Annotated in this window: 14 protein-coding genes and 1 pseudogene; 9 read left to right on the top strand and 6 right to left on the bottom strand. The window is 71.9% G+C overall.

Annotated features, from left to right (window positions below):
- Positions 1-126: 126 nt before the first annotated feature.
- The gene (locus ACZ4TV_RS30845) at positions 127-849 is read left to right on the top strand and encodes an ABC transporter ATP-binding protein (RefSeq protein WP_468138440.1); all 723 of its coding nucleotides are present in this window, start codon (positions 127-129) and stop codon (positions 847-849) included.
- 698 nt (positions 850-1547) lie between these two features.
- Here ACZ4TV_RS30845 and ACZ4TV_RS30840 read toward each other — a convergent pair.
- Complete coding sequence (locus ACZ4TV_RS30840; RefSeq protein WP_468138439.1) at positions 1548-2405, bottom strand: class I SAM-dependent methyltransferase; 858 nt, start codon at positions 2403-2405, stop codon at positions 1548-1550.
- A gap of 206 nt (positions 2406-2611) precedes the next feature.
- Here ACZ4TV_RS30840 and ACZ4TV_RS30835 point away from each other — a divergent pair, with 206 nt between their 5' ends.
- Together ACZ4TV_RS30835 and ACZ4TV_RS30830 are read left to right on the top strand one after the other, a co-directional pair.
- On the top strand, positions 2612-3121 hold the full coding sequence (locus tag ACZ4TV_RS30835; RefSeq protein ID WP_468138438.1) for a hypothetical protein: 510 nt from the start codon (positions 2612-2614) through the stop codon (positions 3119-3121).
- A gap of 338 nt (positions 3122-3459) precedes the next feature.
- On the top strand, positions 3460-4011 hold the full coding sequence (locus ACZ4TV_RS30830) for a rhodanese-like domain-containing protein (RefSeq protein ID WP_468138437.1): 552 nt from the start codon (positions 3460-3462) through the stop codon (positions 4009-4011).
- Here ACZ4TV_RS30830 and ACZ4TV_RS30825 read toward each other — a convergent pair.
- Positions 3980-4393, bottom strand: coding sequence for a VOC family protein (locus tag ACZ4TV_RS30825; protein ID WP_468138436.1), 414 nt, complete (start codon positions 4391-4393; stop codon positions 3980-3982). The two genes, ACZ4TV_RS30830 and ACZ4TV_RS30825, sit on opposite strands and share 32 nt — an antisense overlap.
- Before the next feature lie 176 nt (positions 4394-4569).
- Here ACZ4TV_RS30825 and ACZ4TV_RS30820 point away from each other — a divergent pair, with 176 nt between their 5' ends.
- The 3 genes and pseudogenes from ACZ4TV_RS30820 to ACZ4TV_RS30810 all read left to right on the top strand — a co-directional run bounded on the left by ACZ4TV_RS30820 (position 4570) and on the right by ACZ4TV_RS30810 (position 7315).
- Positions 4570-5784: a glycosyltransferase gene (locus ACZ4TV_RS30820; RefSeq protein ID WP_468138435.1), complete on the top strand. Its 1215-nt coding sequence runs from the start codon at positions 4570-4572 to the stop codon at positions 5782-5784.
- A gap of 29 nt (positions 5785-5813) precedes the next feature.
- Positions 5814-6572: pseudogene (locus tag ACZ4TV_RS30815) on the top strand (serine hydrolase domain-containing protein); the annotation flags it as partial.
- Positions 6573-6892: 320 nt separating this feature from the next.
- Positions 6893-7315 (top strand): SSI family serine proteinase inhibitor, encoded by a 423-nt coding sequence (locus ACZ4TV_RS30810; RefSeq protein WP_468138434.1) that lies wholly within the window; start codon positions 6893-6895, stop codon positions 7313-7315.
- Between the two features lie 33 nt (positions 7316-7348).
- Here the strand turns inward: ACZ4TV_RS30810 and ACZ4TV_RS30805 are convergent, their stop codons facing one another.
- Positions 7349-8065, bottom strand: a complete 717-nt coding sequence (locus ACZ4TV_RS30805) for a class E sortase (RefSeq protein ID WP_468138432.1) — start codon at positions 8063-8065, stop codon at positions 7349-7351.
- A gap of 370 nt (positions 8066-8435) precedes the next feature.
- On the opposite strand from ACZ4TV_RS30805, the gene ACZ4TV_RS30800 reads away from it, so the two are divergent.
- Entirely contained in the window at positions 8436-8909 is a 474-nt protein-coding gene (locus ACZ4TV_RS30800; protein ID WP_468138431.1) for a hypothetical protein, read from the top strand.
- A 141-nt stretch (positions 8910-9050) separates the two neighbouring features.
- Positions 9051-9860 carry an SDR family oxidoreductase gene (locus ACZ4TV_RS30795; RefSeq protein ID WP_468138430.1) on the top strand — a complete coding sequence of 270 codons (810 nt, stop codon included), beginning with the start codon at positions 9051-9053 and terminating at the stop codon, positions 9858-9860.
- Positions 9861-9895: 35 nt separating this feature from the next.
- On the opposite strand, the gene ACZ4TV_RS30790 is transcribed toward ACZ4TV_RS30795, so the two are convergent.
- A complete protein-coding gene (locus ACZ4TV_RS30790) occupies positions 9896-10240 on the bottom strand; it encodes a hypothetical protein (protein WP_468138429.1) in 345 nt (114 codons plus the stop codon).
- Positions 10241-10688: 448 nt separating this feature from the next.
- Here ACZ4TV_RS30790 and ACZ4TV_RS30785 point away from each other — a divergent pair, with 448 nt between their 5' ends.
- Entirely contained in the window at positions 10689-11255 is a 567-nt protein-coding gene (locus ACZ4TV_RS30785; RefSeq protein ID WP_468138428.1) for a hemerythrin domain-containing protein, read from the top strand.
- 94 nt (positions 11256-11349) lie between these two features.
- On the opposite strand, the gene ACZ4TV_RS30780 is transcribed toward ACZ4TV_RS30785, so the two are convergent.
- On the bottom strand, positions 11350-11751 hold the full coding sequence (locus ACZ4TV_RS30780) for an Mth938-like domain-containing protein (RefSeq protein ID WP_468138427.1): 402 nt from the start codon (positions 11749-11751) through the stop codon (positions 11350-11352).
- A 54-nt stretch (positions 11752-11805) separates the two neighbouring features.
- Positions 11806-12705: an oxygenase MpaB family protein gene (locus ACZ4TV_RS30775; protein WP_468138426.1), complete on the bottom strand. Its 900-nt coding sequence runs from the start codon at positions 12703-12705 to the stop codon at positions 11806-11808.
- Positions 12706-12785 lie beyond the last annotated feature (80 nt).

Raw genomic sequence — 12785 nt, 5'->3', positions numbered from 1 at the left:
GACGGAAGGGGCTTGCGTGAAAGCAGTGACAGATGCGCAAATGCGATCAGAAAGCTACAGCGGCAGGGCCTGCGGGACGCGCGGCGGGGCGCTCCGCTCGGACAACTCGACGGTGGGGTAGATCTCATGAGTGACCATCAGGAACCGGGGGCGGTCGCGGCGGTGCGGGAGGGCGGTGGCGCGCCGATCGTGGTGGTGGACGACGTACGCCACAGCTTCGGCAGCGGACCGCAGGCCGTCCACGCCCTGCGCGGCGTGTCCTTCGAGGTCCGCCGCGGCGAACTCACCGCCCTCAGGGGCCGGTCGGGCTCCGGCAAGACCACCTTGCTGAATCTCGTCGGCGGCCTCGACACCCCGACCAGCGGCCGGATCACCCTCGACGGCACCGACCTGGCGGACCTCGACGAGCCGGGCCTGCTGGCCTTGCGCCGCGACCGCATCGGCTTCGTCTTCCAGTCCTTCGGCCTGATCCCCGTCCTCACCGCCGCCGAGAACGTCGGCGTGCCGATGCGACTGCGCCGCGTCCCCGCCCAAGAGCGCGAGGAACGCGCCCGGACCCTGCTCGCCCTGGTCGGCCTCGCGGACCACGCCGAGCAGCGCCCCGGCGAACTCTCCGGCGGCCAGCAGCAGCGCGTCGCGGTGGCCCGCGCCCTGGCCAACGACCCCGACCTGATCATCGCGGACGAACCCACGGGCCAGCTCGACTCGGAGACCGGCCGGTCCATCATGGAACTGCTGCGTGCGGTGGTGCGCAGCGAGTCGGTCACCATCCTCGTCGCCACCCACGACCCCCACTTGATCGAACTGGCCGACCGGGTCGTGGAGCTGCGCGACGGCCATATCGTCTGAGCCCGTGCCGCGTCTGCTACGGGCGCCAGGGAGACGTGGGCGAGCCAGCACCACCGGCTGCGGCCCCCGGCGGCATCCCGTACGGCGTCTGCCAGCACCCGGTCGTGCCCGCGTCACGTAGCCGGGCAGAACCCGCCCCTGGCCGGGTCCGGTGAGCACGGGGCCGGCAGGGTGGACCTCCAGATCGTGCGGATCCCATGCGCCGATGGGCTTGGCCGGGCCCGACGGCCGCGCGGGAACAGCGGTGCCTTCTCCTGCGGCCGTCCGCCGCAGTTCCAGCAGCTCGTCGACCGGCAGCCGCAGCGCACCGGCCGGGGCCACGACGGTCGCGGCCGACGGCACGGTCCCGTCAGCGCTGAAGGCCCCGTGGACCGTGGTGCGGCCCAAGCCCGCCCGGACCGCGAGCCGGGTCTTGTCCGTACGGGCGCGAGCCAGACCGTCGAGCAGCTCCTCGCGCAACCTGGCGAGCGCGTCCCCGCGCTCACCCGGCTTCCCTGCCACGTGCCCTCCGATGTGTTCGCCGGTGTCATCTTCCACCGGCCGCACCATGGCGAACACCTCTTCCGGGACGGTCGGTCACGTCAACGCCCCAGCCCTCAGCCGGAGATCGCCGTGAACCGTCTCGCCCTCGTCTGCCACGGTGACGGGAGCCCTCGCCCAGTTCCTCGCGTGAACCCGGGCTCGGGCCGCGCCGATCGCTACGGGCGGGCCGCGGTGACCAGGTAGTAGTCCAGGATCTGCTGTTCCCAGGCGGCCAGGAAGTTGCGGGGCCAGGTGCCGGGCTTCCACAGGCGGGCGAGCCAGCGGTCCCAGCCCGGCCAGACCTGCGCACCGATCGAGGTCACCTGGACCTCGGCGAAACCGGCCTCGGCCAGGGCATCGGCGAGCCGGGAGACGGGCCGGGCGATGTCCAGGCCACTGGCGAACGAGTCGAGCAGTCCCGCAAGCCGCTCCGCGTGTGTATGCGCGTGCGGGTGCGTGTGCGCGTGCCCGCCGTCGACGGTGAAGAAGCTGGCGACCGCCAGCCGCCCACCGGGCCGCAGAACCCGCGCCGCCTCCCGGGCGAACGCGGACAGATCCGGGAAGTGCTGAGCCGCCTCGACGCTGTACAGGGAGTCGAATTCCGCGTCGCCGAGCGGCAGACGCTCCGCCGCCCCGAGTACGAAGCGCAGCCGGTCCGGCTGCGCTTCGAGGAGCGGGGAGTTCACCTCGCGGGCCCGCTCAAGCTGCTGGGGGTGGATGTCCACCCCGGTGACCGACGAAGGCCCGTACTCCTCCAGGGCGAGGGCGCACCCGAGGCCGAGACCGCAGCCGATCTCCACGGCCCGCCGGCCCTCGGGGGCGGCCGCGTCGAGTACGTGCCGGTAGAGGTCCTGCTCGCTGCGGATCCGGTCGCCCTGCGACAGCGGTCGTCCGAGGTCGATGGACCGCCAGTATCCGAAGTTGATGAACCCTCCGGCGAACACCGGCACAGCGCTGAGATCGGCCGGCCCGTACGTCTCCCACACCGGGGGCCGAACGACCGGAGGGGACTGCTCCGCAGGTTCACCCGACAACTCCCCACAACCTCCTTGTGACGGGGGCGTTCCGCCCCGAAGTCATCAGTGTGGCCGGTGAAGCCGCGTCACGACAGGGGACCCGCCCGCCCTCGGCGCACTTCGGGGGGCGAGGAGCCGTCGTACGCCCTCACCCGAATGCCCGGTCCAGTGGGCATCCGGGCCGCCGGGCCTTTGACTGGGAAGTCCGGAACACCCTGGGAGGCGTGGTGGCGGCAGTCGCGTGGACGCGTGGTGCGGCAAGTGTGGCGCTGTGCGCGGTGGCACTGGGCGCCGCGAGCTGTGCGGACGGCGACGGCGGCCCGCCCGACGCCGTGGCGAGCGCCGCATCGGCGGTGAAGTCGGCAGGCGAAGCGGTCTCGTCGGCCGCCGCCGAGGCCGCGAGGGCCGCCGAGTCCGCCGCCGCGGTCGCGAAGGACAAGCTCGCCGAGGTCAAGAACGGCGTCGATGCCAAGGACCAGGTGTCCTTGGGTGCGGTGACGACCGACGGGGACGGGTACACGACGGTCCCCGTGACGGTACGGAACACCGATGACGGAACCAAGTCCTTCGCCGTGCAGGTCGAGTTCAAGGACGAGAGCGGCAAGCTCCTCGACACCGTGGTGGTGACGATCTCGGACGTGGCCGGGAAGGGCACGGGGCAGGGTACGGCCCGCAGTACGCACAAGCTGTCCGGCACGGTGTCGGCCGGGACCGGAACCGCCTTGCGCTACTGAGCCCCTCGGTCGGCTTCCTGTCCGGGATGAGGCTCACGCCGATCTCCCCGTTCACTCGTTCGGGTTGCCGCGTGGAACGGAAATGGGGAAGGGACGGGGACCGTGCGGGTGCGGGGCGCAAGGGCGGCGGCGCCAGCCCCAGTCCCGGCCCCTCCGCCGGTTGTTGCGGGAACGTGGCGGTTCCGTGGCAGGTTCGCCGACTCGCGGCCGGGCCGTCCCGGGGCGCCTATCATCCCCGGCATGGCTCCGGAGTCGCGCGTCGTGCCGTACCCCGTCGGCGCGTCGGCGCGCCGCTGAGCCCTCCCCCGCCACTCCCTCTGCCAAGGACCAGGTCCGCCATGAGCGTTCCCACCTCCCTCGATGTCAACCAGGCGCATTCACGACTGCGCGAGCTGACCGTCGTCGACGTCCGCACTCCGGGCGAGTTCGCGTCCGGCCACCTGCCGGACGCCGTCAACGTTCCCCTTGACCGGCTCCCGCGGAGCCTGCCGGAGCTGCGGCAGGCCGCCGAACGCAAGCCCCTGCTCGTGGTGTGCGCCTCCGGTGCCCGTTCGGAGAACGCCGTCGGGACGCTGACCTCCCACGGCATCCCCGCGTCGAGCCTCACGGGCGGCACCCAGGCCTGGGCGGCCGAGGGCCACGACCTCCAGCATCCCGACGGCTCCCCGACGCGGGCCGTCTGGGCGATGGAACGCCAGGTCCGCTTCACCGCGGGTGTCATCGTGCTGCTCGGTCTGATCCTCGGGCTGCTCCTCCACCCGGCTTTCTCCCTGCTGTCCGCTGCGATCGGGGCCGGCCTGGTCTTCTCCGCGCTCACCAACACCTGCGGCATGGCGGTCGTGCTCGGCAGGCTGCCGTTCAACCGCCGCGGCACGGAGGCGCACCCGTGACCTCCCCGGTAGCGACGAGCGTGAAGGAGTGACCGGCGGGATCGCTGAAGCGGCGGGCGTCGAGCGGGCCGTCCTCGCAGTCGGGCTCCAGCGGCCGGGCCCCCAGTGAGACGGCTTCGCGCTCGGCCTCGTCGAGATCCTCGGCTCCGACGAGGATCCGCAGGTGCGCCTGCTGGGAGTCCTCCGGGCGCGGCCAGCTCGGCGGCGCGTAGCCGTGGTCGCGGCGGAGGGAAAGGTGCACCCCGGAGTCCCCCACCACCTCGACCACGTCGGGCTCTTCCCCGGCCCACACTTCGGCGCCAAGAAAGCGGGCGTAGAACTGGGCGAGGGTCTGCGGATCGGCGCAGTCCAGAACGAGGACGCTCATCTTTTTCACCGTCATGTCCCGCGCGTACCCGCCGAATCCGGCCGTACGCCGTCGGCAGCGCGAAGACCGCGCCACCCAGGGCGCTCCTGCCACTTTCAACCTATAGCGCACCAGGGGGCTTGCGGCAAGACCCGGGGCGTGCCGCAGAATCGCGGATCGAGGCCAGAACCTGCGGACATCGGAGTTGCTCAATGCGTGTGTTGTTCTCGACGTACGGGTCGCGCGGGAGCGTCGAACCGATAGCGGGACTCGCGGTGCGGTTGCGGGAACTGGGCGCGGAGGTGCGGGTGTGCGCGCCGCCGGACGAGGAGTTCGCGGAGCTGCTGGCCGAGGTCGGTGTGCCGCTGGTGCCGACGGGCCGGCCGGTGCGCCCGCTGGTGACCTCGGTGACGCCGGGGTCGGCGGTGGGACTGCCGCAGCGCGCGGCCGAGTTGATGGCGGCGCAGTTCGGCACGGTCGCCGCGGCGGCCCAGGGATGTGATGCGCTGGTGGCGACCGGCCCCTTGCCCGCCACGGCCGGCGCGCGGTCGGTGGCCGAGAAACTGGGCATCCGCTACGTGCACGTGAGCCACCAGCCGGTCAGCCTGCCGTCTCCGTACCGCCGGCCTCCCGCGCGGCGGGGCCGGCCGTTGCCACCGGACGAGACCGACAACCGGGCGCTGTGGGACCTGGACGCCCGGATCGCCAACGCGATGTTCGGCGAGATGCTCAACACCCAACGGGCATCGATCGGCCTGCCGCCGGTGGACAACGTCCGCGACTACGCCTTCACCGACCACCCGTGGCTGGCCACGGACCCGGTCCTGGCTCCGTGGCAGCCGACGGACCTCGACGTCGTCCAGACCGGCGCGTGGTTCCTGACCGACGAACGCCCTCTTCCCGCCGAGTTGGTGGCGTTCCTGGACGCCGGCACACCACCGGTGTACGTGGGCCTCGGCAGTACGCCCCTGAGCGCCCCGAAGGACTTCGCCCGGGCGGCCATCGAGGCGATCCGCGCGCAGGGCCACCGCGCGGTCGTCGCCCGCGGCTGGGCCGACCTGGCCCTGATCGACGACCAGGACGACTGCTTCCTCGTCGGCGAGGTCGACCACGAGGCTCTGTTCCGCCGGACGGCCGCCGTCGTACACCACGGCAGCGCGGGCACGACGACGACCGCCACACGGGCCGGCGCGCCCCAGGTGGTCGTACCCCAGGGGGCGGACCAGCCGTACTGGGCAGGCCGCGTGGCCGAGCTGGGCATCGGCGCGGCACACGACGGTCCGACTCCGACCACCGGATCCCTGTCAGCCGCGCTCGACAAGGCCTTGTCGCCCGAGACCTGCGCGCGGGCGAAGGCGGTGGCCGGCACGATCCGCACCGACGGGACGACGGTGGCCGCGAAGCTACTGTTCGGCGAGGTCAGCTGAGAAGGGCCGCAAGAGCCCGCCACCGCGGCCTGGGCGTTCCTCCTCGCTCCCGTTCCTCATCGGCTGCGTCGCGTACCGGGGGGCGCCCTGACGACGGGTGTCCTGGCGCCGCCCGCGGCATCGGCTGGCGCCAGGCCCGACACCGTCCAGCAGGGCCTGAGCGCGCTGGTGCGCTCCGATGGCCTGCCCGCCGCGCTGGCGAGCGTCAAGGACCGTGAGGGCCGTACCCGTACCTACACCGCGGGGGTGGGCGACCTGGCCACCGGCTCGAAGGTGCCGGTTGACGGTCAGGTGCGGATCGGCAGCACCACGAAGACGTTCACCGCGGTGGTCGTGCTGCAACTGGTCGGTGAAGGGAAGATCGGCCTCGACGCCACGGTCGACACCTATCTGCCGGGCCTCGTCCGCGGGGAGGAGATCGACGGACGCCGCATCACCGTCCGTCAGCTCCTACAGCACACCAGCGGACTTCCCGACTACGAAAAGTACGTCGAGGACGACATCCTTCCCCTCCCCTGGTGATATGACCATCCGAGAGTCCCATCCCAGGGGCTATCACAGGGATGCAGCCGGCGCGCCTCTGCGCGACGTCACGGAAATAGACCCCTCCGCGAGCTGGGCGGCAGGGCAGATGATCTCCACCAACTCCGACCTCAACGGGTTCTTCACCGCACTCCTGGCCGGCCGTCTGCTGCCGGCGGCCCAGCTCACCGAGATGCGCACCACCGTCCCCATCGGGAACACCGGGCGCCGGCTACGTACTGGGGCTCATGAGCAGGCCACTGTCGCGGCCCTGTGCCGCTGAACCGCGCCTATCCGGCCAGCCTGGATGGACGTTCGATGAACCGCGCGCGGCCGACAGCAGGTCAACGGCCCTCGTACGGGCGGCAGGCCGAGGGTCACTCAGCGTCTGCGCCTGATCACTTGGGGCACGCCACCCGCCTGAGCTGCCTGAACGACCATTCGGCCGCGGACAATCGAACGAGATGTCTGTAAATCGGTCATCGATGTGCACGCCCCCTTCACACCCGACAGACTCAGCAGCGTCCAGTCGACATAACGCAGCCAAGTGCCGCGTTAAACCTTTAAATTGAAAGAGAGTTTCGTCGTGCGTTACCGCATCGCTGCCGTCTCCACCGCCGCCCTCCTGACCCTGGCCGGCTCCACTGCCATCGCGGAGGCACAGCCCGCCGGCCTGTACGCCCCCTCCGCCGTGGTACTGACCGTCGCCCAGGGCGGCGAGGACGAGGCCACCGTCGTGCGGGCGTCCACCCTCAGCTGCGCACCGACCGCCCAGGGAACGCACCCCGACCCCCAGGCCGCCTGTGCGGCCCTCGCCGCCACCGCGGGCACCCTCGACACGCTCCTGGCCACCCCGGACTCGAACCGCGCCTGCCCGATGCACTACGACCCCGTCACCGTCACCGCGGACGGCGTCTGGCAGGGCAGCCGCATCTCCTGGAAGCACACCTTCTCCAACGCGTGCGCCATGTCCGCGACCTTCAACGGGAACGCCGTCTTCGCGTTCTGACCGCCCGGGCGGAGGCGGGGAGGGCCGAGGGCGCTATCCGGCGGAAGGGTCTCCGGACGTCTTGCGGAGAACGCCTATCTTGTCGATGCGGTGCTCGGGATTGCCCTGGGCGTCGCTCCAGAAGTTGCCCTCGGCATGGTCTTCCGGGGTGGCGCAGGTCGAGATCGTGATCATGGCCTGGGTCGGGGCCGCCCCGGGCTTGCCGGGCACCGCGGCACGCTGCTCGCTCAGCGAGCGTTCCGACCGGAAGGACGTCTTGCGGGTCGCGGTGATCTCGTACGTGTACACCACGTCGCCCACGGTCACGAGCACCGAGTCGCCCTCCTTGACGGCGGGCAGGTCGCGCAGCGGGCCGCCCGCCGAGAGGCGGTGCGCGGTGACCAGGTAATTGCCCACCTGGCCGGGTCCGACCCCGCCCCGCTTCCCGTACGGGCTGGCCGCCACACCCTGGTCCTGGATACGGGTCCCCGGCGCATCGTCCGTGGTGCCCTCGTACGGCGTCACGCGCAGCCCGGCTATCCCCACGGAGGGTATGGACAGGGTGGAGGCCTCGGTCTGATCGGAGGCAATCGGTGACTCGGACGGCCGCGCAGCGGTGGTGGCCGGGGCCGAAGCGGGTACCACTGCCGTCGTCCGCGGCGTGGGAGCCGCTGCACCGGCGGCCACCTGGGTCGTGCAAGCCGCCATCAGGACGACTATGGCGCTGGCCGCCGCGGCGGATGCGACTCGAGACGCGAAGGGCAGGGGCATGGGCGTTTCCGTACTGGTCGGCAGGGTCGTCGGGCAGGCCAGCGACCCGGCTTGCCCCGCCAGAGTGACATACGGAGCAAGAGGTTCATAAGGGCCCGACCTGTGATCTTTTCCCTCCGGCGGATGGCAGGTGAGCCGCTGGCGATCTTGTGCACCGAGCCAGCTGCGTTCCTTCTCCGGTCTGCCGGTGATCCGGACGAACGTGGGCGGCTTCCCGACAGTCGGTGGGCGTTCGGCAGCTCTGCGCGCCGAAGGACGGCCCCCTGACGCGCATGCCGCCGTCGCCCAGCGGGTGCGCCGCTCGCCCGGATCGTGGAAGCTGGGAAGGGCCGCAGCGCCGACGGCGCGACAGACGGGCGAGGAGGGTGTCGTGGACGCTTCAGGAGACGGCCGGATCGCGTCCGCACCCCGGTCCCGCGTGCGGGCGGCCACCGCGCTGTGCGCGGCGGCGGCCCTCGCGGCGGCCGCCGTCCCGGCCTCCGCGCAGAACCGTGCCGCACGGGCGCCGGACCCGGTGGTGGTCGACTGCTTCTCGGAGGCCCAGGTACGCCCTGAGGAGTACCTGCTGGCCTGCGGTGACGGCAACAACCGCCTCGTCGAACTCCGTTGGGACACGTGGGGGCCGCGGACCGCGACAGCGACCGGCACCGACATGGTGAACGACTGCCGCCCCTACTGCGCGGCGGGCCGCTTCCGCCCCTACCCGGTGAAGGTGACCCTGAGCCACCCGGAGCCCTGGCCGGCCCGCCCCGACGTCCAGCGCTTCACCATGATCCGGCTCGTCTACACCGACACCGCACCGTCCCCGGTCCCGAAGGACGTGACGTACAAGCTCACGTACTGAGGCGGACCCCGGCCGCCAGGCGGGCACCCCGAGCCCTGGGCAGCCCCGTCGCCCTGCCGGGGAGCGTCCGCGTGACCGCTGACCGCTGACCGGTGCCCGGCGACCGGCGACCGGCGACCGCGCGAGTGAAGGGTTCACGCCATGACCAGCCCCCTCGACTTCACCCCCAGGACCGCCGTGGTCACCGGCTCCGACTCCGGCATCGGGCGCGCCGTCGCCGTCCGGCTGGCGGAGGCGGGCATGGACGTCGGGATCACCTGGCACGCCGACGAGGAGGGCGCGCACCGGACGGCCGAGGAGGTACGGGCGTACGGGCGCCGCGCGGAGGTGGCCCGACTCGACCTGACCGTCCTGCCGGACGCCGCGGACGTCATCGACGGCCTCGCCGGCCGGCTGGGCCGGATCGACGTCCTCGTCAACAACGCCGGGACCGGGACGGCCATCCCGTTCCTCGACCTGGACCTCGCCACCGTACGGGAGGTCCTGGACGTCGACCTCGTGGGACCACTGCTCTGTGGTCAGCGCGCGGCACGCCGGATGATCGGGCAGGGCGGCGGCGGACGGATCGTGAACATCACCTCGGTGCACGAGCACCAGCCGAGGGTGGGAGCCGGACCGTACTGCGCCGCCAAGGGAGGCCTCGGCCTGCTGACGCAGGTCATGGCGCTGGAACTGGCCGAGCACGGCATCACCGTGAACGCCGTCGCACCCGGCGAGATCGCCACGCCCATGACCGGCCAGGAGGACCGGGACGTCCGCGCCGAACGCAGGGCCGGCATCCCGATGGGACGGCCGGGTGACGCCCGCGAGGTCGCGGCGGTCGTCGCCTTCCTGGCCGGGCCCGACGCCTCGTACGTCACCGGGGCGTCGTGGGCCGTCGACGGAGGCATGCTGCGGATGGGTCCCATGGCCGGTTCGCACCTGGACCGCGACGACTGGCGCCGCCCGTAGCTCTCGGGCCCCAGCTCGGGCCGTAGCGCTCAGGCTCAGGCGGACGGGCGGCGCAGGAGGCCGCGCAGCTTCTCCAGCGGCCGCGGCAGGAACCGCTGCTCCTCGCGGCTCCAGGACACCTCGGGCATGGTGGAGCGGCGGTAGCGCGTCATCATCGAGCAGGACGGCGTACCGCCCTTGTCCTCGATGACGATGGTGATCGGCTGCGGCGGGTCGGTGGGCAGGGCCGCGTTGAGGATCGTCCCGTCCTTGGTCGGCCGGTGGGCGAAGGCGACCGCTTTGCCGTCCACCAGGATCTCGACGTCCTTGGCCGCGGGTTCGAGGAGAACGGTCACGGAGTGCCCGTCCTGATCGACGTGGAAGCGGCGGGTGAGGGTCATGGCCGGCCTCCGGAAACTGCGAGAGACTCCCGCTCCGCCATTGTCTCTCAGCCGTGCATCTCTCCGGAGGACACGGGTGCGCTCAAGGCCGCGCAAGGTGGCGGCAAGGGCGTGAAGGGCACGAAGGGTACGCACCCGCAGGGCACCGACAAGGGGAAGAGGGGCGGAGGAGAAGGCGGCGCTGTTCCTCCCGAGGAGCGCCCCGACCACCCGTGACCCCCTGACCACCCTGACCACCCTGACCACCCGTGAGCCGAACCGCCTACGGGGCGGTAAAGCGGCTGAAAGGGGGAAAGCGACTGTATCGGCCCCCCGATGCGGAACGAATGGTGCAGGTCGCAGCGGTAGACGGACGAAGTGATCGACACGCTGGGTGCGGGAAATCGCAGCGCGTGTGCACCTCGCGGGTTTGATGGGGGCCGGACAGCCTCAGGAGAAGGGAATTCCCATGGGACACGGCGGTGACGTCATCGCGGAACTGACTGCGGACCACGAGGAGGTGGAGGAACTCTTCGCGAACATCGAGGAGCTGCCCTCCGGCGATGCCCGCAGGAAGATGTACGCGGATCAAGTGACCATGGAACTCGTCCGGCATTCGGTCGCCGAGGAGGCCTATCTGTACCCGGCGGTCCGCGAGCAGCTCCCGAACGGCGACGGCATCGCCGACCGGGAACTGGACGACCACGCCGCGGCGGAACGCATCATGAAGGAACTCGAAGGGTGCGATGCCGGCGATCCCCGCTTCGACGACCTGATCATGCAGCTGATGACGACGATCCGGGACCACGTCAACGACGAGGAGAACACCCTCTTCCCGCAGATGCGGCAGGCGTGTTCGGCCGAGATGCTGATGAAGCTCGGTGACAAGGCGCGGCAGGCGAAGAAGACCGCGCCGACCCGTCCGCACCCGTCCGCGCCCGACAAGCCGCCGGCCAACAAGCTGCTGGCCCCCGGGCTCGGGATGGTCGACCGGCTGCGCGACGCGATGAGCGGACGCGGCAAGGAACCGTCCTGACCGACGCTTCAGGACGGCAGGCAGCGACGACGGCGGGCAACGGGACGACGGCAGGCAACGGCGCGAAGGCGGTTCCGGTTCCCTGCACTCGGCCTCAACAGGTCGAGTGGAAGAGGCCGCCCAGGGGCCGGGTCCCGGCCGTCAGGGTGTTGTAGAGCTCGACGGCTGCCGGGGTCTCGTTCACGTGCACCTCTGCCCCTGCCTCCCGGAGCAGCTCCAGGGTTGGTGGGGCGATCTGCAGCCGTCGCTGCATGCCGAGGCTGAGGACGATGATTTCGGCGCCTCGCTCAAGCAGCTCCCGTACGTCCCCGGGCTGGATCCCGGGGTCGTGCCGGGTGCCGTGCTCGGCCCAGTCCCATGCGTGGCCGCCGCCCGGGTAGAGGACGAAGTCCTTGCCCGGGGTGATGCCTTCGACTTCCATCCGGCCCCATGTCAGGCGGATGATCTTCGGGGAAAGGGGCGAGCTCGTCGGGTGGGAAGCGGAAGCGTCGGTCATACGACCAGCATCGCAGCCGTGATGATCACCCGCACGCGCCTTTCAGCCCTTGACTCACGTCCGGCGCCCCGCTGCCGGCGGGTCCGCGGTCCGCGCCGGAGCGCCCATCGCCCAGCGGATGGCCACGGTCACCGCGTGCCCGGAGGGCCGTACGCAGGTCTTCTCGAACGCCGGCAGCCACGGCAGCCCCAGCTCCGCGCGGGCCCATCGGGGGAGCATGCTCACGGCGTTCGCGGCGAGGAGGGCGTACGGGGCGCGGGCGGCCCGTGGCAGGGGTGGTTGGAGCAGGATGAAGCGGGCGGCGTCCCGCGCCTCGGGGGTGCCGCGCAGCTCCGGCCGGTAGGCGGCCAGCCGCGCGGCGAGAGCGGCCCGGTCCAGCGGAGGATCCTGCACGCCGAGCGCGGCGGCCACGCGGGCGGTGTCGGCGATGTACGCGTCACAGCCGGGTCCGTCGAGCGGGTGGGCGCCGTACCGCTGGTGGGCGCGCAGGAAGCTGTCGATCTCGGCGATGTGGACCCAGGCCAGCAGGTGCGGGTCCGCGGCGTGGTAGGGCTCGCCGGTGGCGGTGGTTCCGCGCACCCGGTCGTGGACCGCCCGTACCCGGTCGACGGCCTGTTGTGCGTGCTCCGCCGTGCCGTACGTCGTGACCGCGAGGAAGGTACTGGTGCGCTGCAGCCGCCCCCACGGGTCACCGCGGTATCCCGAATGCCCCGACACGGCGGCCATGGCCAGCGGGTGCAGGGACTGCAGCAGCAGCGCCCGCAGCCCGCCGATGAACATCGAGGCGTCGCCGTGGACGACGCGCACGGGCCGGTCCGGCCCGAACCAGCGCGGGCCGGGGGTGCCGTGGATGCGGGCGCGGTTCGCCGGTCCCGCGGGCCCGGCGACGCGGGAGAACAGTTCGCGGCCGAGCTGTGCGCGCAGTCCGGCCAGTACAGGTGCGGCCACCGTCATGCACCCATTCTGGTCTTCGGATCCGGCGCCTGTCAGGAGGCTACCGCCGGCCACCCGGCCCCGCGGGGACGTCGTCCCCG

The organism is Streptomyces sp. NPDC028910 (genome assembly GCF_055564955.1).
The sequence above is the reverse complement of the archived record's forward strand: the minus strand, read 5'-3'. Positions and strand labels throughout refer to the sequence as shown.